Raw genomic sequence first — 22,457 nt, 5'->3', positions numbered from 1 at the left:
TCTTTAGAAAACCAGGCCGGCGACCGGGTCGACCCCGGCCATGATGTTGAGGTTCTGGACCGCGGCGCCGCCGGCACCCTTGCCCAGATTGTCGAGCGTCGCGACCAACCGTGCACGGCCGACCGCGTCGTTGCCGCAGACCCTCAGCGTCAGCCGATCGGTCCCCGCATTCTCCTCGATATCGACCGCGCCGATATCGCCGGGGGCGACCGAGACGAGTTTCGAGCCATCGAACGCAGCGCGCAAGACGTCTTCGATCGAGGCCAGCGCCGGCCGGCCGGGCAGGGCGTGGAGATGCAACGGCACTTCGACGACCATCCCGCGATAGGTGTTGGCCACGGCTGGCGCGAAGATCGGCGCGTGCGCGAGGCCCGCATGCTGCGTCATCTCGGCGATATGCTTGTGCGCGAGGCCGAGTGCGTAGGCGCGGAACGCCGTCGCGGACTCACCATTCTCGAACGCGGCGATCATCGCCTTGCCGCCACCCGAATAACCCGAGGTCGCGTTGACGCTGAGTGGAAGATTGGCGGGGATAAGCCCGGCGCTGACCAGTGGCGCGACCAGCGCGAGGAAACCGGTCGGATAGCAGCCGGGGTTCGACACGCGCATCGCGGTCGCCACCTTCTCCGCCTGACCCGGCAATTCGGGGAAGCCGTAGGTCCAGCCAGCGGCGACGCGGTGCGCGCTCGATGCATCGATGACTCGGGTGCGGTCATTGTCGATCAGCGTCACCGCCTCGCGCGACGCGTCGTCGGGCAGGCAGAGAATGACGAAATCGGCATCGTTCAGCGCCTCGCGCCGCGCCGCAGGATCCTTGCGTCGATCCTCCGGCAGCAACGCCAGCGTGATGTCAGTCCGACCGGCAAGCCGTTCGCGAATCTCGAGGCCGGTGGTGCCGACCGCGCCATCGATGAAAACGGTCGTCATGCCGCGTCCGTCACCGAAAGGTCGAGCGCTTCGGCGGCGACATAGCCGACCAGCCCGCTAGGACGCGCGACGCCCCATGCGGAAACGCCGGCAATCTCCAGCACTTCGAAACTGTCGCCGGGGTTGAGGTCGACCATCGTATCGCTCGCTTCGTCTCGTCCGCTGCGCAACAAAGCTGTGCGCGCGACGGGCCGTATCATCGGCACGGCATAGTGTGGAGCGAATACGTATTCGGCGAGGCGAATGTCGGCGATATCGCGGCGAACCGCGTGCGTACGCGGGTCGAGTTCGATCGAACGGCCCGTCAGCGAAAAGCTCGTGCGGGCCTTATCGTCGAATGGCTCAAGCGTGAGCGGCTGCGCGCCCGTTGGAACCAGCGGGGGCGGGGCCGTCGCCAATGAATTGCCCGAACTCTTCAAGAAAATCTGCCCCTTCGGTGGTGCGCGCGACGAAGATGTTGCGCTTGTCGCTATCGTCGCGTTGCCGGCGCAGATAGCCGAGGGCACCCAATCTGTTCAAGGCGCGCGTGACGACCGGCTTCGATACGTTAAGCGCACGGGCAAGGCCACGCACCGTATGCGGCCCCGGTTTGAGATAAACGAGCAGAAGAAGCGCCATCTGACGATTGGTCAGATCGGGTTCACCCGAGCGGACATAATCCACCAGAGCGGTCATCCAGGTCGATAAGGTATTGGCTGCCATTGATGCCACAGCGTTGATCCGCCATCTGAATTTATGTGCACGATACCCAGTCATGAGCGTCATTACGGGTTCACAACGCCGCCCGGACGTCATGTTTCCGTAGTTTTGCGATTGCCTTGCGATATGCGGAGGCAGCGCCGCGGTCGATCGCCCGGTTGATCGAAACCGCGACGTCGCCTATGTGCGCGCCTTCGCAAAAGTTCCGGGGTTTTCCGCGCAATGTTCGCCTTTCTGCTCGTCATCCACGCGATCATCGCGGCCGCCCTCGTCACGGTGATCCTCATGCAGCGGTCGGAAGGCGGCGGTCTGGGCATGGGCGGCAGTCCCTCGGGCCTGATGTCGGCCCGCGGCGCAGCCGATTTCCTGACCCGCGCGACCGGCGTCCTGGCGACGATGTTCGTGCTGTTCTCGATCCTGCTGGCGGTCCTCGCAGCGAATCACCGCACCACCACGATCGACACGTCACTCGCGCGTACCCCGGCGGCGGCAACGGCAGTCCCGACCGCGCAGCCCAAGGGTGACGCGGCACCGTTCGCCGGTGGCGCCGAGAATGCTGGCGTTCCGGCCGGCACGACGAAGCCCGCCGATAACGGCGCGGTCCCGCTAGCCAACTAAACACTCCATTCGCCGATAAAAGACCCTCGCGTGATCCGCGGGGCTCTTGTCGTTCGTCCCCAACACACGCTACGAGACTCTTCCCATGGCTCGGTACATTTTCATCACCGGGGGCGTGGTTTCGTCGCTCGGTAAAGGTCTCATGGCGGCATCGCTTGCCGCTCTCCTCCAGGCGCGCGGGTATACCGTCAGGATTCGGAAGTTCGATCCGTATCTGAACGTCGATCCCGGCACGATGTCGCCGTATCAGCACGGCGAGGTCTACGTTACCGACGATGGTGCCGAGACCGATCTCGACCTCGGCCATTACGAGCGCTTCACCGGCGTTCCTTCACGCCAGTCGGATAATGTCACGTCCGGCCGCATCTATCAGCAGATCATCACCCGCGAGCGTCGCGGCGATTATCTCGGTGCGACCGTGCAGGTCATCCCGCACGTCACCGACGCGATCAAGGCGTTCGCCCGCGCCGAGACCGACGGCATCGACTTCATCCTCTGCGAGATCGGCGGCACCGTCGGCGATATCGAATCGCTCCCGTTCATCGAGGCGATTCGCCAGCTCAAGAACGAGGAAGGTCGCGGCAACGCGATCAGCATCCACGTGACCTTGGTGCCGTACATCGCCGCCGCCGGCGAGCTGAAGACCAAGCCGACGCAGCATTCGGTTCGCGAACTTGCCGCGCTCGGCGTGCAGCCCGACGTGCTCGTCTGCCGCTGCGAACATCCGCTGCCGCCGTCGGAGCGCGCCAAGATCGCGCTGTTCTGCAACGTCCCCGCCAGCGCGGTCATCCCCGCGCTCGACGCGAAGAGCATCTACGCGGTGCCGCTCCAGTATCACGGCGAAGGCCTCGACATCGAAGTGCTCCGCGCATTCGGGATCGAGCCCGCCGAGGCGCCCGACCTGTCGCGCTGGACCGAGATCATGGACCGCCTGACCAACCCGCAAGGCGAGGTCACGATCGGCGTGGTCGGCAAGTACGTCGGGCTCCAGGACGCGTACAAGTCGCTCAACGAGGCTTTGGTCCACGGCGGCATCGCGAATCGCGTGAAGGTCAACGTCCGCTGGATCGACGCCGAGCTGTTCGAGAATGCCGAGAGCGATATCGCCGGACAGCTCGAGCCGTGCGACGCGATCCTCGTCCCCGGCGCGTTCGGCGAGCGCGGCGCGGAGGGCAAGATCGCCTCGGTCAAATTCGCGCGCGAGCGGAAGATTCCGTATTTCGGCATCTGCTTCGGCATGCAGATGGCCTGCGTCGAGGGCGCGCGCGATCTCGCCGGCATCCCCAATGCGTCGTCGACCGAGTTCGGCCCGACCGACGAGCCGGTGGTCGGCATGATCACCGAATGGATGGGCCGCGAAGGCCTCGAAACGCGTGCAGCGGAAGGCGACATGGGCGGCACGATGCGGCTCGGCGCGTATGACGCGAAGCTCACCGGCAACAGCGTCGTCGCGTCGATCTACGGCGGCACCGAGATTTCGGAGCGTCATCGTCACCGCTACGAGGTCAACACCGGGTACAAGGAAGCGTTGGAGCAGGGCGGGCTCGTCTTCTCAGGCATGTCCCCAGACGGCACGCTCCCCGAGATCGTCGAACGCCCCGACCACCCCTGGTTCGTCGGCGTCCAGTTTCACCCGGAACTGAAGAGCAAACCCTTCGACCCGCACCCCCTGTTCGCCAGCTTCATCGAAGCCGCCGTCAAGCAAAGCCGCCTGGTCTGAGTCACATCTCCCTCTCCAAAGGGAGAGGGAGATGTCGTTCTCATGGAGATACCTGCCAACGCCTCCTTGTTCTCCCGCGCAGGCGGGAGCCCAGGCTGGATCCCCGCCTTCGCGGGGAAACAGGGCGGCGGGTGCCGTTCGCGGATGGTGGCCATCGTACGCTTGAGCTCTTCGTCCTTACCAACGAGCGCCACGAAGCCGCGCTTTCCCCGCCCCAAGACAAGCTCGCATTGAATATCCCCTGAAACAGTAGACTTTCCGCGGCAAGGTTCAGGGGAAAACATTCATGTCGCTTACGCTTGCGCTGTTGCTTGCCGGTCAGGCCGTTACCGTATCAACGCCGCCCGTCGCGCCGCCGACGCCTGCTGGCGCGCAGGCTGACCCGCAGGCCAACGGCCGTCTCGGTAACCAGCAGCAGGGCGGAGGCGGGGACGTCGTCGTCACCGCGCGCCGCCGCGCCGAGACCATCCAGACCGTCCCCATCGCGATGTCCGTCATCGGCGGCACCGCGCTCGCCGAAACCGGCGCGTACAATGTCAGCCGGCTCACGCAGCTCCAGCCGACGCTGCAATTCTATTCCACCAACCCGCGCAACTCCGCCGCGAACATTCGTGGTCTCGGCGCACCGTTCGGGCTGACCAACGACGGGATCGAGCAGGGCGTCGGCATCTATGTCGACCAGGTCTATTACAGCCGGATCGCCTCGGCGACGTTCGACTTCACCGATACCGAGCGGATCGAAGTCCTCCGCGGCCCCCAGGGCACGCTCTACGGCAAGAACACCACCGCCGGCGCGATCAACATCACGACGCGCAAACCCAGCTTCACGCCTGAGGCGCGGATCGAGCTCACCACCGGCAACTACCAGTTCATCCAGGCCAAGGCCTCGGTGTCAGGGCCCCTCATCCCCGACAAACTCGCGATCCGGCTGTCGGCGTCGGTGACCGAGCGCGACGGCACGATCCACAACGTCGTGACCGGCAAGGATCTGAACGCACAGGATAACAAGAGCGTCCGCGGGCAGCTCTACTGGAAGCCGACCGACAATCTCAATCTCGCTTTGTCGGGCGATTACGGCCAGCAGAACCCGAATTGCTGCGTTCAATATTACGCGCGCACCGGCGCGACGCAGCGGCCGCTCAACCGCCAATATGCCGCCCTCGCCGCCGCGCAGGGCTATGTCGTGCCATCGACCAACGCGTTCGACCGGGTGACCGACGTCGACACGCCGTTGCGCGCGAAGCAGGAGTTGGGCGGCGTATCGCTGCTCGGCAATCTGGATCTCGGCGCGTCGACGATCACCTCGGTCAGCGCATGGCGGTTCTGGAACTGGGATCCGTCGAACGATCGCGACTTCATCGGCCTGCCGATCACCACCGTCTCCGCCAATCCGTCGCAGCAGACCCAGTATAGCCAGGAGCTGAGGATCGCCTCGAACGGCAAGCACACGCTCGATTACGTGCTCGGCGCGTTCTATTTCTACCAGACGATCGATACCCAAGGGCTTCAGGTGCAGGGCCCGGCGGCAAGTGCGTTCCTGCTCAACCCGACGAGCGCGGGCGGCAAGAATCCGGCGACGCTGAACGGGCTGACGTCGCGCAATACGATCGGCTTCACCAACACCAGCGCTGCGCTGTTCGGGAAGCTCACCTGGAACGTCAGCGATCGGTTCCAGATCGCGCCGGGCCTGCGCTTGAACTACGACAAGAAGAAGGGCGACTATGTCTCGGTCGTCACCAACGGCACGGGCACGGCGCTGACCGCGGATCAGCGCGGCGTGCTCGCGCCGCAAAGCTATCAGCCCGATTTCGACAACTGGAACCTGTCGGGCGACATCACGGCGGCCTACACCGTGACGTCTGACATCCACGCCTATGCGACCTATGCGCGCAGCTACAAGTCGGGCGGCATCAACCTGTCGGGCTTGCCGCTAGACGGCAGCAACAACCCGATCCTGTCGGCCGCTACGGTGAAGCCCGAAAAGGTGAACCACTTCGAATTGGGGCTCAAGACCCAGTTCCTGGACCGCCGAGTCACCCTGAACCTCGCGGGGTTCTGGACCGAAATCAGCGATTACCAGGCGACCGTTACCAACGGCCAGCTCGGCGTACTGCGCGGCTATCTCGCCAATGCCGGCAAGGTTCGGACCCGCGGTCTCGAATTCGATTCGGCGTTCCGTCCCACCGACCGGTTCAGTTTCTACGCGAACGGGGCGTATACCGACGCGAAATACGTGAAGTTCGTCGATGCCCCATGCCCGCCCGAACTGTCCGGTGGCACCACCACGACCGCCGGCCAGACGCCGAGCGCACCCGGTACCGCCGGCGGCATCAGCCCGCAGAACTGCGACATATCCGGTCAGCGCCTGCCCGGCGTATCGAAATGGGCGTTCTCGTACGGGGCGGAATACGACCTGCCGGCAACGCTCGGCGGTCTCGATGGCCAGGTGTATCTTGGCTATGACGGCAGTTACCGGTCGACCTTCTCGTCCAATCCGTCGCGCTCGGCTTATACCGATATCAACGGCTACGCGCTCAGCAACTTCCGCCTCGGATTCAAGGCGAAGGACAGCTGGAACGTGTTCGGCTGGCTTCGCAACGCGTTCGACGAGAAATATTACGAGGTGCTTGCGCTCCAATCGGGCAGCACCGGTCTCGTCGTCGGACAGCCCGGCGATCCGCGCACCTATGGCCTGACCGTCTCGCGGTCGTTCTGATCGTTACGTCCAAGTCGTCACCCCCTGAACGTCACCTCCTGATCGTCACCCCTGATCGTCACTCCTGATCGTCACTGCGCGTTCAGGTTTGACGTCTTATACGGCGGGATACGGCCCGGAGAGACATCGCAGTCGGAAGCTCCCGATGTCTCTCCGGTTCGGAGCAATCGACGCCCTCAAGCTGCATCGATGCGCGTCCGACGCCATCCCCTTGCGCGCAGCCCCTGCGAAGCGCAGTCTGTTGATCCAAAGCAATAGGCTCAGGCTAATCGAGCCGGACTAACGAGGGTGGCGGCATGTTCTTCGTACGACAGGGGCCCTTGTCGTTTCGGCTGACCACGGGCGCCCTCGTCGTCTGGGGGCTCGTTGGTTGTTTCATGTGTCTGCAACAGGTGCGACTCGGCGCTGATGCGATGGGGAGGGCGAGTGCCTATGACCGGGCGCTCTACGCGGCGTTGCCCAACTGGTACGATCCGCTGTTCGCCGTCGCGGTGTTGGCCGGGCTGATCGGCGCCGTGCTGTTGTTCATGCGCCGTGCCAGTGCCCGCCCGTTCCTGATCGCATCGCTCGGCGCTACGATCGTGCAGTTCGGCTGGCTGTTCGCCTCGACCGACATCGTCGCGCAAAAGGGTGCCAGCGAGACGCTTGGTTTTCCCTTCGTGATTATCGGTATTGCCGCATTCACGCTCTGGCTCGTCGGCCATGCGCGGCACAAGGGTTGGGCGGTTTGAACCGGGTAAGGCTGCGAAGACTGGGCGAGTCCAGGGTCGCACGCTAGAACGCGCGCATGTCCACGACCTACACCCTCGACACCGCGACGAGTCGCGCGAACCCGACGCCGGCCCCGCTCAAGCGCCTGACGATCCCCGCGATCCGTCGGCAGAAGGGCAAGACGCCGCTCGTCATGCTCACCGCGTACACGGTTCGCACGGCACAGCTGCTCGATCCGCACTGCGACATGCTGCTGGTCGGCGACAGCCTGGGGCAGGTGATCTACGGCCTGCCCTCGACCGTACCCGTCACGCTTGAGATGATGGCGGCGCACGGCGCAGCGGTGGTGCGCGGCAGCTATCACGCGGTCGTCGTCATCGACATGCCGTTCGGCAGCTATGAGGCGTCGCCCGAAAAGGCGTTCGAGAGCGCAGCGTGGTTGCTCAAACAGACCGGCGCGGCGGCGGTGAAGCTTGAGGGCGGCACCGCGATGGCGCCGACCGTCAAATTTCTCACCGAGCGTGGCATCCCCGTGGTCGGCCATGTCGGCCTCACCCCGCAGGCGGTCAACGTGCTCGGCGGCTACGGCGCGCGCGGTCGCACGCCCGAGGAAGCCGCCAAGATCGTCGCCGACGCGCAGAGCATCGCCGACGCGGGCGCGTTCTCGCTGGTGATCGAAGGCGTGGTCGAGCCGATAGCGATCGAGATTACCAACACCGTTGCCTGCCCGACGATCGGGATCGGCGCATCGGCGCAGTGCGACGGCCAGGTGCTGGTGACGGAGGATATGCTCGGCATGTTCGACCGTACCGCCAAGTTCGTGAAGCGCTTCGCCGATGTCGCCGATACGATCTCGACCGCCGCGCAGACCTATGCCGAGGACGTCCGCGGCCGCGTATTCCCAGGGCCCGAGCAGGTCTACGCCCCCAAGGATTGATCCGCTTCCGTTTCGGTCCCGGCGCGGCTAAGGTCCGCGCCGTCCATCCCCCAAATATTCCGGAGCTGTCCTTGGCCCTCCCGCCGAAAACCGATGAAGCATTTTTGCGCGAGGTCGACGAAGAACTCCGACGCGACCAACTCGCCGGATTCTGGACGACGTGGGGCAAATGGGTCGCGATCGGCGTCGTCGCCGCGCTCGCCGCGTTTGCCGGCTTCCTCTACTGGCAGCATCACAATGGCGAGGCTGCCGGCGTCGAGGGTGAGCAACTCCAGGCTGCGTACGATTCGCTCGGTGCGAACAACGCCGCCGCTGCGTCGAAGCCGCTCGCGGAACTCGCCAAGTCGAACCGCGATGGCTACCGCGCGCTTGCGCTGTTCACGCAGGCGGACGTGCTGCTCCAGAAGGACGACCTGAAGGGCGCCGCTGCCAAGCTCGGTACGATCGCCGCGGACACGTCGCTCGCCAAGCCTTTCCGTGATCTGGCGCTTGTTCGCCAGACCTCGGCCGAGTTCGATACGTTGAAGCCGCAGGTCGTCGTCGAGCGCCTCCGTCCGCTCGCCGTTCCCGGTGGCCCCTGGCTCGGCAGTGCGGGCGAGATGGTCGCGATCGCGTATCTCCATATGAACCAGCGCCAGCAGGCAGGCACGCTGTTCGGCCAGATCGCGCGCGATACCGGCGTGCCCGAGACAATTCGTCAACGTGCGGTTCAGATGGCCGGCGTACTGGGCGTGGATGCTGTTGCCACTGGAGCTACGGTCAGGGTGATCACTCCGGCTGCATCAAACGAGGATACCAAGGCGCAATGATGAAGACATATCGGGTGACGGTCGCCGTCGCCGCGCTGGTGGCGCTCAGCGGTTGCGGGATCTTCAAGGGTAGCGTCAAGAAGACGCCGACGCTCGGCGACCGCGTCTCGATCCTCGTCTCGGAAAACGAGGTCGAGACCGACAAGACGATCGCCGACGTCCAGGTCCTGCTGCCCGCGCCCGCGGTCAACGACGCCTGGGCGCAGCCCGGCGGCAACCCCGCCAAATCGATGGGCCAGCTCGCGCTCGCCGATCAGCCCAAGCGCCTCTGGCAGTCCGGAATCGACGGCGGCTCGAACCGCGAGCGTCTCGGCGCGGCGCCGGTCGTCGCCGACGGCAAGCTGTTCGTGACCGACGTCACCGCGACGATCCACGCGTTCACCGCCGATACCGGCGCGGCACTGTGGAGCGCGGGGATCACCGAGGGCAAGATCAACCGCTCGGCACGGTTCGGCGGCGGCGTCAGCTATGACGACGGCAAGCTCTACGCGACCGACGGCGTCGGTGACGTCGTTGCTATGAACGCGGCCGATGGCGCGATCCTGTGGCGTGCCAAGCCCGGCGCGCCGCTGCGTGGTTCGCCGACCGTCGCCAATGGCGCGGTGTACGTCCTGACGCAGGACAACCAGGTCTTCTCGCTCAACCAGGCCGACGGCAAGGTTCAGTGGGTCCAGTCGGGCACGCTCGAAACACAGGGCGTGTTCGGCGTCGCAGCCCCCGCGGTCAGCCAGGGCACCGTGGTCGCCGGCTTCTCGAGCGGCGAGCTCAGCGCCTATCGCTACGAGAATGGTCGTATCCTCTGGCAGGATGCACTCTCGCGCACCTCGGTCACCACCTCGGTGTCGAGCCTGTCGGACATCGACGCCGCACCGGTGATCGACGGCGGCCGCGTCTATGCGGTCGGGCAGGGTGGCCGCATGGTCGCGCTCGAACTGTCGACCGGCCAGCGTCTGTGGGAGCAGAACTTCGCGGGCATCTCTACGCCGTGGATCGCAGGCGAGTGGCTGTTCGTTGTCACCGACGATGCGCGCCTGGTCTGCCTGTCGCGCTCGAACGGCAAGGCGCGCTGGATCGCGCAGCTGAAGCGCTTCCAGAACGAGAAGAAGCGCAGCAACGCGATCACGTGGTTCGGCCCGATCCTGGCAGGCAACCGTCTGGTCCTCACCAACTCGCGCGGCGAGATCAATTTCGTCTCGCCGACCGATGGCACGGTAAGCTCGACGATCGAGACGAAAACGCCGTTCTCGCTGCCGCCGATCGTTGCGAACTCGACGCTCTACACGCTCGACCAGAAGGGCAAGGTCACCGCGTATAGGTGACGCCTAGTCCCTCTCCCCGGCGGGGAGAGGGACTAGGTGACCTTTGCCGCGACACGCGCTAAGGCCACCCTCATGTCCAAACTCCCCGTGGTCGCGATCGTCGGCCGCCCAAATGTCGGCAAGTCGACTCTGTTCAACCGCCTCGTCGGCAAGAAGCTCGCGCTGGTCGACGACCGGCCCGGCGTTACGCGTGATCGCCGCGAAGGCGACGCGTCGCTGATCGGTCTCGAATTCCGCATCATCGACACCGCCGGCTACGAAGACCACGACGCGCAGACTCTGCCCGGCCGGATGCGCCAGCAGACCGAGGCCGCCGTCGCGCAGGCTGACGTAGCGCTGTTCCTGTTCGACGCCCGCGCTGGGATCGTGCCCTTGGACGAAGAGATCGCGCGCTGGCTGCGCACTGCCGATGTTCCCGTCCTCCTCGTCGCCAACAAGGCCGAAGGCCGCGCCGGCGAAGACGGCATCCTCGAATCGCTTGCACTAGGCTTCGGCGACCCCGTCCAGCTGTCGGCCGAGCACGGCGAAGGCATGGGCGACCTGTTCGAAGGCCTGCTCCCGCTGCTCGAAGGCAAGGAAGAGCCGCCCGAGGAGCAGCCCGACAACGAGTACGAAGGCCCGCTGAAGCTCGCGATCGTCGGCCGCCCGAACGCCGGCAAGTCGACGCTCGTCAACCGCATCCTCGGCGAAGACCGCATGATCACCGGCCCGGAAGCCGGCATCACGCGCGATTCGATCAGCGTCGACTACGACTGGCACCCGACCGGTGGCGAAGCGCGCAAAGTCCGCCTGATCGACACCGCGGGCATGCGCAAGCGTGCCAAGGTGCAGGACAAGCTCGAGAAGATGTCGGTCGAGGACGCGCTCCATGCGGTCGACTTCGCCGAGGTCGTCGTGCTGCTGCTCGACGCCACGCTGGGCCTCGAGGCGCAGGATCTCCGCATCGCCGACAAGGTGCTGCAGGAGGGCCGTGCGCTCGTCATTGCGCTCAACAAATGGGATATCGCCGAGAGCGCATCGTCGCTGTTCAACGGCGTCAAGCGTGCGCTCGAAGACGGCCTCAGCCAGGTCAAGGGCGTCACCGTGATGACCGTGTCCGGCGCGACCGGCAAGGGCATCGACCAGTTGCTCCAGGCCTGTTTCGACACCCGCGACGCCTGGTCGAAGCGCGTCGGCACCGGCGAACTCAACCGCTGGTTCGAGCGCGCGATCGAGGCGACTCCGCCACCGGCCCCAGGCGGCAAGCGGATCAAGATGCGCTACGTCACGCAGGTCAAGACGCGTCCGCCTAGCTTCGTCATCTTCGGCACGCGCGTCGATCAGCTGCCCGCGAGCTACGAACGCTATCTGGTCAATTCGATGCGCAAGGACCTCGGTTTCGGCGCGGTGCCGGTCCGATTGATGTTCCGTGCGCCCAAGAACCCCTATGACGACAACGGCAAGGGCGGCGGCGGCAACTAGGCTGCGATGTCCGACGTGGTTCGTATCGATGCCAGGGGCATGCGCTGCCCCTGGCCGGCGCTGCGGCTCGCCCGCGCGTTGCGTGATGGTGCGCGGCGGGTCGAGGTCTTGGCGGACGATCCGCAAGCACCGACCGAACTCGCCGCGGTCGCCGACGCGGCCGGCGCGACGGTAAAGATCATTTTGGACGAATTTTACCGGACCTTTGTCGTAACTTGTCGGTAGTATGACAACAGTGTGTTTACCTGAAACGGGTAAGATGCGATTTAAATCTTGATGGCGCTACTGCTCAACGGGAGAAGGCGACAGTGTCGTTCGAAGGAAGCACCTTGATCAACTGGCCGGCGTATTCGCAAGCCCGAAGTGAACTGGGTGCGGGATTTGTCCGTATCCTGGGCTATTTCCGCGAGGACGGCGTGAAGTCGGTTGCGGCGATCGAAGCGGCGATGCGCGCGCTGAATGCCGCGGCGATGGTGATCCCGGCGCACACGCTCAAGGGCGAAGCGCGACAGTTCGGTGCCGAGCCGCTGGCGGATCTCGCCGAGGCGATCGAGACGATCGCACGCGATTGCGTGGAGCTACAGGATACGCCTGAGGAGGCGCTGGAGCATATTGTTCGCCTGCGCCCGCTGTTTGGCGAAACGCTGACGTTGCTGGAGCGCGAAGCCAACCCGATCGTCGCGCGCAAGCCTGTCGTCGGTGGTGGGTTCGGTCGTCGCGCGATCCCAACGGGGTTCGGCGGAGACTAAAAGAAATCAATCCTCCCCCGCCAGGGGGAGGTGGCAGGCGTTAGCCTGACGGAGGGGGAGGCAGGCGAAACCGCTGCTCCGTGTCCTCCCCCTCCGTCGCCTAAGGCGCCACCTCCCCCTGGCGGGGGAGGATGAAGTCCTGCAGGCGATACCGGATCACCGGCATCGCCCGTAGCTCACCCCTTCAGATACGGCGCCGCGCCCGCCTTGGGCGAGTCATGCTCCGAGATCGAGTTCAGCTGGATGTAGTTGTGGATCCCCATCCGCGCGATCATCTCGAACTGGCGCTCAAGCGTGTCGACATGCTCTTCCTCGCTGGCGAGGATGCGCGCGAACAGGTCGCGGCTGATGTAATCCTTGACCTCTTCGCAGTACGAGATCGCACCCTTGAGCTGGACGGTAGCCTCGACTTCGAGCGCGAGATCCGACTTCAGGACTTCCTCGACGGTCTCGCCGATACGGAGGCGGCCGAGCAGCTGGAAGTTCGGCAGGCCATCGAGGAACAGGATGCGCTCCGACAGCCAGTCGGCATGCTTCATCTCGTCGATCGATTCCATCCGCTCGTACTGGGCGAGCTTGTAGACGCCCCAATGCTCGAGCATCCGGTAATGGAGCCAATATTGATTGACCGCGGTCAGCTCGTTCTTGAGCGCCTCGTTCAGATATTCGATTACTTGGGGGTCGCCGCGCATGGCCATATCTCCGTCACCTCTGAGGAGCATGTAGCGGGCTGACACAGATTAGCACAACCCCCAAAAATGGCGGTTTTCCGGGCTTTCTTAGCTGTTGCGACGCTTATGCAGCGGCGCGTTCCTCGTCGATAATCGCTCGCGCTATCGATGTGCACTGGCCACATTTGGGTTTTCGGCCCATCGAACGGAAGGCCTGGCACGGTGTAGTGCAACCGCCGCGTGCGCAGTTGCGAACGTCGGATTCTCGTATGGCATTGCAAACGCAGACGACCATGGGAACTCCCTAGCTGTAAGCAGGAGATACGGATAATGCGAACCACTCGCAAGCTGTTTTGCGTCTTATTTGCAACTAGTCCGATCGGTTCGTCGTGAACGCCGAACCGCGCATCGGCTGCCACGCGAATCGCGAGAGGCTACGCCACAGCCATTCGAGCGGACCATAGCGGAATCGATCGAGCCAGGGCTTCGACCATAGGAGCATCAGCAGGCAGATCGGCACGACCACGAGATAGAGCTGGGCTCGCGACAGTGCGCCGTACAGCCCGAACCCATATCCATAGAACAGGGTGGTGCAGAGGATTGTCGTGCCGAGATAGTTGGAGAATGCCATTCGACCTGCCGCCGCGACGCGAGTCGTCAGCCAGCCGCCGGGCCGTGCGAGCAGGATGATTGCCGCGGCGTACCCCATGATCGTCAGTGGCCGAAGCGGGGTTGCGAGCGCGAGCCACGACAGCGCGACATAGCGCGCGTCGAACCCATGGGCGATGTCGAACGCCGCTATTGCCGCATAGCCGATCCAGCCGAGTCCGATCCCGACGACCGCAATCACGGTGTAGCGTCGCCGCGACCATTCCCCCGTCAGGAACCCCGATCGCAGCGCCGCCATGCCGAACAGCATGAAGCCTAGCGTTTCCGGACCAGTGGCGGTGAGGGACGTGATCGGCCCAGCGGCGTGCGTCCAGCGCCACGCGACCAGATCGCGCCATCCGCCACGGCCGATGGCGAGTTCGCGGGTGACGGAGGCGCGGGAGGGCTGGCCGAATTGATCCGCCAACAGTTGCCAGTTCGTGATGACTCGCGCCGTTGCGCCCGGCTGGAGCGCGGCGCCGTGGAGGTCGAACGTGTAGGCGACGAGCGTCGTCAACTCGACCGTCTGGAACGCGATGCAGGCGAGCCCGACGCCGATCAGCCAGCGGACCGGCAACCGCGCGAACATGTACGCGATCGCGCCGACCAGCGCGTAGTGCGCGAGGATGTCGCCCCACCAGAGAAGGTACAGATGCGCTATGCCGAACACGAACAGCCACGCCATGCGGCGCAAGTGGACCGTTGCCGGGTCTTCGCCATTCGCCTCGGCGCGGTCGATGACCAGCAGCATCGATGCGCCGAACAGGAACGAGAACAGTCCGCGCATCTTGCCGTCGATGACGATGAAGGTCGTGGTCCAGGCGATCAGGTCGGGCGTGCTCGGCGCGCCCATCGAGGCGGGGGTCATGTAGGCGAATTCGGGGAAGCCGAATGCGGCGATGTTTGAGGCGAGGATGCCCATGACGGCGACGCCTCGGATGAGGTCCAGCGTCGCGATTCTGGTGGGGGCGGGGGTCATGCGGGCAGAGTGAAGTATAGAAAGTGCAGACGCTCGCGCAGTATTTCGTGGGGGCGTCGTATCGCTTGGGGTGAGGCGATCTTAACGGCGGACTTGCCGGTGACGGCGACGCTACGGATGAGGTTGAGCGTGGCGGTTCTGGTGGGGGCAGAGGGGATGCGGGAAAAGTGAAGTATAGAAAGTATAGACGCTCGCGCGGTATTTCCGTGAGGTCGTTGTCGACGCTGGAAGACGGCATGATCGCGCTCAGCGCCGCTGCGGTAGTGGCGGCCTCGGCTGGGCCGGCCCGACACAGGTGGTGCTTGGTCTACGCTCGAATCCGGTCGATGCGTCTTGGCAGCGCTGTAGGCATGGAATGCTTCGATCATGGTCCGACGCTGGCATATCGCGATGGTGTAGGACAGTCCGCCTTGAGGGGCATCTCGGCGTCAGATGCCTCGCGGCTTGGTGCGTGGGCCAGCCGGCAGGTCATCTGCTTGACCTGTCGTCCCTGCGCAATACCCCGCCGTATCTCGCCTGTTGTCCTCCTCGGCTATCGCCCCCGAAGCCGATCCGCCCCCGTCACCCCAGCGAACGCTGAGGTATCCCCGTTGGTGAGCGCTGCGGCCCGGTGCGGGAGATCCCAGCTTTCGCTGGGATGACGGAGAGGGGGAGGTGGCCAAACCTGACGTGAGCTCAATCGGACGACACCTCTCCGCTCCTTGTTCTCCCGCGAAGGCGGGAGCCCAGACTGGGTCCCCGCCTTCGCGGGGAAACATACTGTGGTTCGAAGCTATCCCTGCTCTCAATCCACTACCCCGGCGGAGGCCGGGGCCCAGTTGGGGAACGGCGATGATGAGCGCGGTGCTCGGTTACCTCGGCCTTCCCAACTGGGCCCCGGCCTCCGCCGGGGTGGCGCTCTTGGGGGCAGGCAGTTGCGAGCAACGGTAGCCCGCAGCAGGCTGCGTTTCACTACGCCCGCCGCCGCGTTGCCTTAAGCCAGCGCCGCGTCGACCCCCATCAGCTTCGGGAAGAACCCCTCGTGCGCCGTGCGCAGCGTGTCGAGCGCGATGACGTCGTCGCGGTCGGGGCGTTCGAAGATCAGGCGCTTGCCGCCGGTGCGACCCAGGGGCTCGGCCTCGACGTCGGCGGCATGCGCCGCGCCGAGGAAGTCGAGCAGCGAATGGTCGTCGACGGTGACGATATAGACCCCCTGGTCTTCGGCGAAGAACGAGCGCGCGCAGTCGAATGGCTGCTTCCGGTCGATCATCGCACCGATGCCGCCGGCCAGCGCCATCTCGGCCAGCGTCACCGCGATGCCCCCGTCGGAGACGTCGTGGACCGCGGTCAGCTGGCCGAGCGCGATCGCTTCGCGGATGAGGTCGCCGACACGGCGCTCGGCGGCAAGATCGACCGGCGGCGGCGGGCCGGCGTCGAGCTGTTCGCGACCGTGGCATTCGCGCAGCCAGAGCGACTGGCCGAGATGGCCGCCGCGCGTGCCGACCGCGAGGATGATGTCGCCCGAGCCCTTGAACGCGATCGTCGCATTCTTTTGCCAGTCAGCGAGCAAGCCGATCGCGCCGATCGCCGGGGTCGGCAGGATCGCGGAGCCACCGCCCGTCGCCTTCGACTCGTTGTAGAGCGAGACGTTGCCCGACACGATCGGGAAGTCGAGCGCGATGCAGGCGTCGCTCATGCCTTCGAGGCAGCCGACGATCTGGCCCATGATCTCGGGACGCTGCGGGTTGGCGAAGTTGAGGCAGTTGGTAACCGCCAAAGGCAGCGCGCCGACCGCGGTCAGGTTGCGCCAGGCTTCGGCGACCGCCTGCTTGCCGCCCTCGACCGGGTCGGCGAAACAGTAACGCGGCGTGCAGTCGGTGGTCATCGCCAGCGCCTTCTGCGTGCCGTGGACGCGGACGACCGCGGCGTCGCCACCGGGGCGCTGCACCGTGTCGGCGCCGACCATGTGGTCGTACTGCTCCCAGATCCAGCGACGCGAGGCGACGTCCGGCGAGCCCATCAGCGTGAGCAGGTCGGCGGCGATGTCGCTGCTATGCGGCGCGTTGGCGAGCGGCGCAGGCTTCGGCGTCGGGACGTGCGGGCGATCGTAGAGCGGCGCTTCGTCGGCGAGCGGCCCAAGCGGGATGTCGCAGACGGTTTCGCCCTTGAACGTCAGGACCATGCGGCCGGTGTCGGTGACGCGGCCGATCACCGCGAAATCGAGCTCCCACTTCTTGAAGATCGCCTCGGCCTCGGCTTCGCGACCGGGCTTGAGGACCATCAGCATGCGCTCCTGCGATTCCGAGAGCATCATCTCGTACGGCGTCATGCCGGTCTCGCGCTGCGGCACGTCGTCCATCGTCAGCTCGATGCCGACGCCGCCCTTCGACGCCATTTCCACGGCCGAAGACGTGAGGCCCGCGGCGCCCATGTCCTGGATCGCGACGATGACGTCGGTCGCCATCAACTCGAGGCAGGCTTCGATCAGCAGCTTCTCGGTGAAGGGATCGCCGACCTGGACCGTCGGGCGCTTGGCGTCCGAATCCTCGCCGAAATCGGCTGAGGCCATCGTCGCGCCGTGGATGCCATCGCGGCCGGTCTTGCTGCCGACATAGACGATCGGATTGCCGATGCCGGATGCGGCCGAATAGAAGATCTTGTCCTGGTCGGCGATCCCGACGGTCATCGCGTTGACGAGGATGTTGCCGTCATACGCGCTGTGGAAGTTCACCTCGCCGCCGACGGTCGGCACGCCGACGCAATTGCCGTAGCCGCCGATGCCGTGGACCACGCCAGAGATCAGGTGGCGCATCTTGGGGTGATCGGGGCGGCCGAAGCGCAGCGCGTTGAGGTTGGCGATCGGTCGCGCGCCCATCGTGAAGACGTCGCGCAGGATGCCGCCGACGCCGGTCGCAGCACCCTGATACGGCTCGATGTACGACGGGTGGTTGTGGCTCTCCATCTTGAAGATCGCCGCCTGATTGTCGCCGATATCGACGACGCCGGCGTTCTCGCCCGGGCCGCAGATGACGCGGGGGCCCTTGGTGGGCAGCTTCATCAGGTGAATCTTGCTGGATTTGTAGCTGCAATGCTCGGACCACATGACCGAGAAGATGCCGAGCTCGACCATGTTCGGCTCGCGGCCGATGGCGCGCAGGACGCGCTCATATTCTTCGGGGGACAGGCCGTGGTCGGCGACGATCTGCGGTGTGATCTCGGTCATGGGGCGCAGATAGCGGCGCGGACGGTCCGCGTCACCCTTTGTACATCAGATTCGTATGGCGGTATCGCGCATGACGGTGTCGGGGGTGGGTCGGAGAGGTGTCGGGCGGATGCCGGCGGTTTCGGCCGGTTCGTTTCGGACCCAATCCCGCTGGACTCGACAGTCTTCGTATGTGGAACTTCAATAGCGGATCAGCATAGATCCTCAGGAGGAAATATTCATGACCGAGGCAGTCGGATATTATATAGTAAAGCTGGACGTTAAGCATGGCGGGTTTGCCGGTGCGCCAACGCTTCATCTCGATCTGGGGGTGAATGCCGTGACCGGACAAGTTTCCGGCTCGGCACAGATCACGCAGGCATTACCGCCACCCTATGGAACGACGATCATCCCGTATGTTACCGGCGCGATCCTTCACACCGGGTTCGGGCAGGACACCCTGCTCGTGCACCTGACCGGGCAGTATATCGTGTCGGTACCGCCGCCCGCGATCGGGTCCTATCTCGCGCACTTCAGCGTGGCGCTGGCAGTGGCGAAGGACTGGAACGGCAAGGGATCGTTCGAATATAACGGCCACGTCATCACCGACTGCACGGTGAAGAACGTCTCCACCGGCTGATCCTATACGTAAGGCGGCTGCGTGTACCCCTTCGGGCTCAGCGTGAAGATCTTGCAGCCGTCTTCCGTAATGCCGATCGAGTGCTCGAACTGCGCGGACAGCGAGCGATCGCGCGTAACGGCCGTCCAGCCATCGTCGAGCAGCTTCACGTCGGGGCGACCGATGTTGATCATCGGCTCGATCGTGAAGATCATGCCCGGGCGAAGCTCGGGGCCGGTGCCGGGCTTGCCGACATGGACGACTTCGGGGGCGTCGTGGAACAGCCGGCCGACGCCGTGCCCGCAGAAATCGCGGACCACGCCGTAGCGGTGCTTTTCGGCATGGCGCTGGATCGCGTTGGCGACGTCGCCCATGCGGTTGCCGGGCTTGGCGTGCTCGATGCCGATCATCAGGCATTCGTAGGTGACTTCGACGAGGCGGCGTGCCTTGATCGGCACGTCGCCGATCAGGTACATCCGGCTCGTGTCGCCGTGCCAGCCGTCGAGCAAAGGCGTGACGTCGACGTTGACGATGTCACCCGATTTCAGCGTCTTTTCGCTCGGGATACCGTGGCAGACGACATGATTGATCGAGATGCAGACGCTGTGCGTGTAGCCGCGATAGCCGAGCGTCGCGGGCACGCCGCCGCCGGCGATGATGAAGTCGTAGATCAGCCGGTCGATCTCGGCGGTGGTAACCCCCGGCACCATGTGCGGCACGATCATGTCGAGCGTCTCTGCGGCGAGCCTGCCCGCCTTCATCATGCCTTCGAAGGCGGCGGGGCCATGCAGCTTGATGGCGCCGGTGCGCGCGTCGGGCTGGTCCGAGGTGACGGTTACATATTCGGTCATGTCGCGCGATATAGCGTGGCGGGCGCGCTTTTGCGAGGCTATGCGAGGGGCATGGTAGAGGAACGCATCTGGACGGCCGCGCTGACGATCATCGGCGACGAGATCCTGTCGGGCCGCACGCAAGACAAGAACGTCACGCAGATCGCGGCCTGGCTCAACGTGCAGGGCATCCGCCTCGCCGAGGTGCGCGTGGTCGCCGACAAGACCGAGGCGATCGTCGAGGCGGTCAACATCTTGCGCGCGCGCAACGATTATCTGTTCACGACCGGCGGGATCGGGCCGACTCACGACGACATCACGGTGGACGCGATCGCCGAGGCGCTCGGCGTCGCGGTCGAGCATCATCCGCGCGCGATGACGGTGCTCGAGCAATATTACGCGACGCGCGGCGGGTTGACCGAAGCGCGCGCGAGGATGGCGCGGGTGCCGGTCGGCGCGGACCTGATCGACAACAAGGTGTCGGGCGCGCCGGGGATCAGGATCGGCAACATCTTCATCATGGCGGGCGTGCCGCATATCACCGCGGGGATGCTAGACGCGCTGACCGGAACGCTCGAGGGCGGCCGCCCGGTGGTGTCGAAGACGATCGGCTGCTGGGTCGCGGAGAGCGAGGTCGCCGACATCCTGCGCGACGCCGAGAAGGCGCACGAGGGCGTCGCGATCGGCAGCTATCCGTTCTTCCGCGATGGGAAGACGGGCGCGAACTTCGTGGTGCGGAGTTCGGACGAGGCGCTGGTCGACCGCTGCCTCGCCGACCTGACGCGCGATCTCGAAGCGACCGGGCGGGTGGTTACTGCACAGGGGATTTAAGGCGATTGGTGATCCTCCCCCGCCAGGGGGAGGTGGCGCGTAGCGACGGCGGGGGTGACGACCTCTGTTGTGTGCCCCCTCCGTCCGGCAAGTACCAGATATCTCCGCGGGGGGAGGATCAGGAGTTCACTCCCCCCACTCCGGGCCTTCGGGATCAGGATAGAACGCGTCCGGATCGAAGGGCGCGGCGCGACTGCGTGACCGGGCCGCGAGCTCTCCTTCCACAAGATCCGGTAGCGTCGGCGCACCGTCGCCGAAGCGGATCCGGACATAGCCCATGCTGCCGACCAGCGCCTGGAACACGACGACGTGCTCTTCCTGTTGCATTCGCCGGCCGATCAGCGGAGCGCGTTCGGCGGAGAGATAGCCCATCTGGACGCCGCGTACGCTGAACACCGCGACCGCGTTGGCGTCGTGCGGGTTCTTGGGTTCGCGCCGCAGATCGATCGGTTCGCCGGGGATGCAGAGCAGCAACTCCATCCGCCGGTTGCTCTTGCTGCGATCCGTGTTGGCGAAGTCGATGCCGACCACGCCGAGCGTCAGTTCGTCCATCGCGCGAATCTCCCAGCCTCGATGCATGACGCCTTGGCGCACTCAGCCTGGGTGTACAGCGCGGTATCGCAAATCGTCAGGCAGCAATGGACCATAGACAAAAAAATAGCGGCCCGAAGACCGCTATTTCCTTCAACGAAGTCGTTAGACTTAGTTGCTGTCCGAGTTGTCGTCGTTGTCTGCAACGATGACGATCCCGGCTACGACTGCCGCCGCTGCCAGGATTGCGACGATAACGCCGCCGCCTGCCAGCTCGTTCTTGTCAGCCGAAACCGAACCCGAACGAACCGGCTGGCTTGCCGGTGCTGCCATGGCCGGAGCAACTGCCATCGTGGCTGCTGCTGCGGTCAGGATGTACTTCCCAAGACGCATGATGAACTCCCTTTGTGCTCGTCGCCCCGCAATTGGCACGAAACCAACCGCAAGGCAACCGCGGTAACTGGTACGAAACCGAAGTGTCCCGTACTGTTGCGGCAGTGCAACATGCATCTGCCTTCCGGTGTGCATAGCCGTTGCCGAAGGTCGGAGAAAGGGGCGTATCGCCCTCGTTGCCGTAAATTTCCGCCAAAACGACATGCGCTTCGCCAGAAGCTAGGACGGCGCATCGGGGGCACGCCACCCCGTCGTCTGCACCTGCCACGTTTCGCCGCCTTCCAAACCCAGTGCGGTCAGCTTGCCGGACGCGTACGCACCCGTATCGACGCCGATCCGATGGTTCCTATGCTCGACGTCGTCCGTCATCGTATGACCATGAACGATGATCTTCTCGAGCTTGTTTCGGTGATCGAGAAACGGATCGCGGATCCATCGGAGATCGGAAGGCCGCTGCCGATCCAGCGGCGCGTCGGGGCGCACGCCAGCGTGCACGAACGCGTAATCGCCGATCACGATCATGTCCTCGAACGCGCTCATGAAGTCGCGGTGCTCCGGAGGGACGAGGTCGCCGAGGCGCTGGACGAGTTCTTCATAATCCAGCCGTTCATATTCGGCGGCGTCCATGCCGTAGCTCAACATGGTCTCGCGTCCGCCGATCCGGCAAAACAAGCGCAGCGCCTTGGGTTCGCCGTCGAGCGCCCCGAGAAAGATTTCCTCGTGGTTCCCGAGTAGAAACCGCACCGTCCCGCGGGTCTCGGCCAAGCCACGCAAGCGCTCGACCACGGCAGCGGACGCCGGACCACGATCGACGATGTCGCCGAGGAAGATCAGCGTTGTATCGGCGGGCCCGCGTTGCGCATCGTCCGTATCGATCAGCGCAATCAGTTCGTCGAGCAGATCGACGCAGCCATGAATGTCGCCAACGGCATAGATCCGCTGCCCTTCGGGCACAAAGGATGTGGGGGCTTTTGCGGCGGTACGTGACTTGAAAAGCTTGGAAATCATGATGCCGACAATGTGTGGAGGACGGTATCGAACGGCAATACCGAGGAAAGCGCCGCGCATACGGGGTAACGCGTCGGGTCGCAACACACGCACGCGGACC

At 64.9% G+C, this 22,457-nt stretch carries 23 protein-coding genes; 12 read left to right on the top strand and 11 right to left on the bottom strand.

The features are described 5' to 3' along the window. Positions 1-3: 3 nt before the first annotated feature. The 3 genes from argC to C8J46_RS11745 form a co-directional block, all read right to left on the bottom strand. On the bottom strand, positions 4-927 hold the full coding sequence (gene argC / locus C8J46_RS11755; RefSeq protein ID WP_132739124.1) for an N-acetyl-gamma-glutamyl-phosphate reductase: 924 nt from the start codon (positions 925-927) through the stop codon (positions 4-6). Beyond that, the gene (locus tag C8J46_RS11750) at positions 924-1,127 is read right to left on the bottom strand and encodes a hypothetical protein (RefSeq protein WP_243643345.1); all 204 of its coding nucleotides are present in this window, start codon (positions 1,125-1,127) and stop codon (positions 924-926) included. Before C8J46_RS11750 ends, argC begins: the two co-directional genes overlap by 4 nt. A 142-nt stretch (positions 1,128-1,269) precedes the next feature. Then, the gene (locus C8J46_RS11745) at positions 1,270-1,602 is read right to left on the bottom strand and encodes a MarR family transcriptional regulator (protein ID WP_056050858.1); all 333 of its coding nucleotides are present in this window, start codon (positions 1,600-1,602) and stop codon (positions 1,270-1,272) included. A 246-nt stretch (positions 1,603-1,848) separates the two neighbouring features. On the opposite strand from C8J46_RS11745, the gene secG reads away from it, so the two are divergent. The 10 genes from secG to C8J46_RS11695 all read left to right on the top strand — a co-directional run bounded on the left by secG (position 1,849) and on the right by C8J46_RS11695 (position 12,666). Next, complete coding sequence (secG, locus tag C8J46_RS11740; protein WP_056050855.1) at positions 1,849-2,244, top strand: preprotein translocase subunit SecG; 396 nt, start codon at positions 1,849-1,851, stop codon at positions 2,242-2,244. A gap of 85 nt (positions 2,245-2,329) precedes the next feature. After that, entirely contained in the window at positions 2,330-3,964 is a 1,635-nt protein-coding gene (locus tag C8J46_RS11735; protein ID WP_093399282.1) for a CTP synthase, read from the top strand. 286 nt (positions 3,965-4,250) lie between these two features. Further along, positions 4,251-6,680, top strand: a complete 2,430-nt coding sequence (locus tag C8J46_RS11730) for a TonB-dependent receptor (protein ID WP_132739121.1) — start codon at positions 4,251-4,253, stop codon at positions 6,678-6,680. Positions 6,681-6,976: 296 nt separating this feature from the next. Next, positions 6,977-7,411: a hypothetical protein gene (locus C8J46_RS11725; RefSeq protein WP_132739118.1), complete on the top strand. Its 435-nt coding sequence runs from the start codon at positions 6,977-6,979 to the stop codon at positions 7,409-7,411. Between the two features lie 56 nt (positions 7,412-7,467). After that, the gene (panB, locus tag C8J46_RS11720; RefSeq protein ID WP_132739115.1) at positions 7,468-8,328 is read left to right on the top strand and encodes a 3-methyl-2-oxobutanoate hydroxymethyltransferase; all 861 of its coding nucleotides are present in this window, start codon (positions 7,468-7,470) and stop codon (positions 8,326-8,328) included. 71 nt (positions 8,329-8,399) lie between these two features. Continuing rightward, complete coding sequence (locus tag C8J46_RS11715) at positions 8,400-9,137, top strand: tetratricopeptide repeat protein (protein WP_132739112.1); 738 nt, start codon at positions 8,400-8,402, stop codon at positions 9,135-9,137. After that, positions 9,134-10,456, top strand: coding sequence for a PQQ-binding-like beta-propeller repeat protein (locus C8J46_RS11710; RefSeq protein ID WP_132739109.1), 1,323 nt, complete (start codon positions 9,134-9,136; stop codon positions 10,454-10,456). The genes C8J46_RS11715 and C8J46_RS11710 overlap by 4 nt, the downstream gene beginning before the upstream one ends. Before the next feature lie 72 nt (positions 10,457-10,528). Continuing rightward, on the top strand, positions 10,529-11,917 hold the full coding sequence (der, locus tag C8J46_RS11705) for a ribosome biogenesis GTPase Der (RefSeq protein WP_132739106.1): 1,389 nt from the start codon (positions 10,529-10,531) through the stop codon (positions 11,915-11,917). 6 nt (positions 11,918-11,923) lie between these two features. Beyond that, complete coding sequence (locus C8J46_RS11700; RefSeq protein ID WP_132739103.1) at positions 11,924-12,142, top strand: sulfurtransferase TusA family protein; 219 nt, start codon at positions 11,924-11,926, stop codon at positions 12,140-12,142. 104 nt (positions 12,143-12,246) lie between these two features. Continuing rightward, positions 12,247-12,666 (top strand): Hpt domain-containing protein, encoded by a 420-nt coding sequence (locus C8J46_RS11695; RefSeq protein ID WP_243643343.1) that lies wholly within the window; start codon positions 12,247-12,249, stop codon positions 12,664-12,666. Positions 12,667-12,842: 176 nt separating this feature from the next. Here the strand turns inward: C8J46_RS11695 and bfr are convergent, their stop codons facing one another. The 4 genes from bfr to purL all read right to left on the bottom strand — a co-directional run bounded on the left by bfr (position 12,843) and on the right by purL (position 18,166). After that, positions 12,843-13,358 carry a bacterioferritin gene (gene bfr / locus C8J46_RS11690; protein ID WP_132739097.1) on the bottom strand — a complete coding sequence of 172 codons (516 nt, stop codon included), beginning with the start codon at positions 13,356-13,358 and terminating at the stop codon, positions 12,843-12,845. 103 nt (positions 13,359-13,461) lie between these two features. After that, positions 13,462-13,632, bottom strand: a complete 171-nt coding sequence (locus tag C8J46_RS21215) for a (2Fe-2S)-binding protein (protein ID WP_082441433.1) — start codon at positions 13,630-13,632, stop codon at positions 13,462-13,464. 75 nt (positions 13,633-13,707) lie between these two features. Beyond that, positions 13,708-14,964 carry a DUF418 domain-containing protein gene (locus C8J46_RS11680; RefSeq protein WP_132739094.1) on the bottom strand — a complete coding sequence of 419 codons (1,257 nt, stop codon included), beginning with the start codon at positions 14,962-14,964 and terminating at the stop codon, positions 13,708-13,710. Between the two features lie 973 nt (positions 14,965-15,937). Further along, positions 15,938-18,166: a phosphoribosylformylglycinamidine synthase subunit PurL gene (purL, locus tag C8J46_RS11675; protein ID WP_093399272.1), complete on the bottom strand. Its 2,229-nt coding sequence runs from the start codon at positions 18,164-18,166 to the stop codon at positions 15,938-15,940. A 220-nt stretch (positions 18,167-18,386) separates the two neighbouring features. Here purL and C8J46_RS11670 point away from each other — a divergent pair, with 220 nt between their 5' ends. Then, a complete protein-coding gene (locus C8J46_RS11670; RefSeq protein ID WP_132739091.1) occupies positions 18,387-18,785 on the top strand; it encodes a DUF1842 domain-containing protein in 399 nt (132 codons plus the stop codon). Between the two features lie 2 nt (positions 18,786-18,787). Here C8J46_RS11670 and map read toward each other — a convergent pair whose 3' ends face one another. Beyond that, positions 18,788-19,615, bottom strand: a complete 828-nt coding sequence (gene map, locus C8J46_RS11665) for a type I methionyl aminopeptidase (protein WP_132739088.1) — start codon at positions 19,613-19,615, stop codon at positions 18,788-18,790. A gap of 51 nt (positions 19,616-19,666) precedes the next feature. On the opposite strand from map, the gene C8J46_RS11660 reads away from it, so the two are divergent. After that, positions 19,667-20,425, top strand: a complete 759-nt coding sequence (locus C8J46_RS11660; RefSeq protein WP_132739085.1) for a molybdopterin-binding protein — start codon at positions 19,667-19,669, stop codon at positions 20,423-20,425. 126 nt (positions 20,426-20,551) lie between these two features. Here C8J46_RS11660 and C8J46_RS11655 read toward each other — a convergent pair whose 3' ends face one another. The 3 genes from C8J46_RS11655 to C8J46_RS11645 all read right to left on the bottom strand — a co-directional run bounded on the left by C8J46_RS11655 (position 20,552) and on the right by C8J46_RS11645 (position 22,417). Next, a complete protein-coding gene (locus C8J46_RS11655; RefSeq protein WP_132739082.1) occupies positions 20,552-20,977 on the bottom strand; it encodes an HIRAN domain-containing protein in 426 nt (141 codons plus the stop codon). 150 nt (positions 20,978-21,127) lie between these two features. Further along, positions 21,128-21,349, bottom strand: a complete 222-nt coding sequence (locus tag C8J46_RS11650; RefSeq protein ID WP_207894160.1) for a hypothetical protein — start codon at positions 21,347-21,349, stop codon at positions 21,128-21,130. Between the two features lie 219 nt (positions 21,350-21,568). Then, a complete protein-coding gene (locus tag C8J46_RS11645; RefSeq protein ID WP_347812382.1) occupies positions 21,569-22,417 on the bottom strand; it encodes a metallophosphoesterase family protein in 849 nt (282 codons plus the stop codon). Positions 22,418-22,457 lie beyond the last annotated feature (40 nt).

Source organism: Sphingomonas sp. PP-F2F-A104-K0414 (assembly GCF_004340945.1).
GTDB lineage: Bacteria > Pseudomonadota > Alphaproteobacteria > Sphingomonadales > Sphingomonadaceae > Sphingomonas.
The sequence above is the reverse complement of the archived record's forward strand: the minus strand, read 5'-3'. Positions and strand labels throughout refer to the sequence as shown.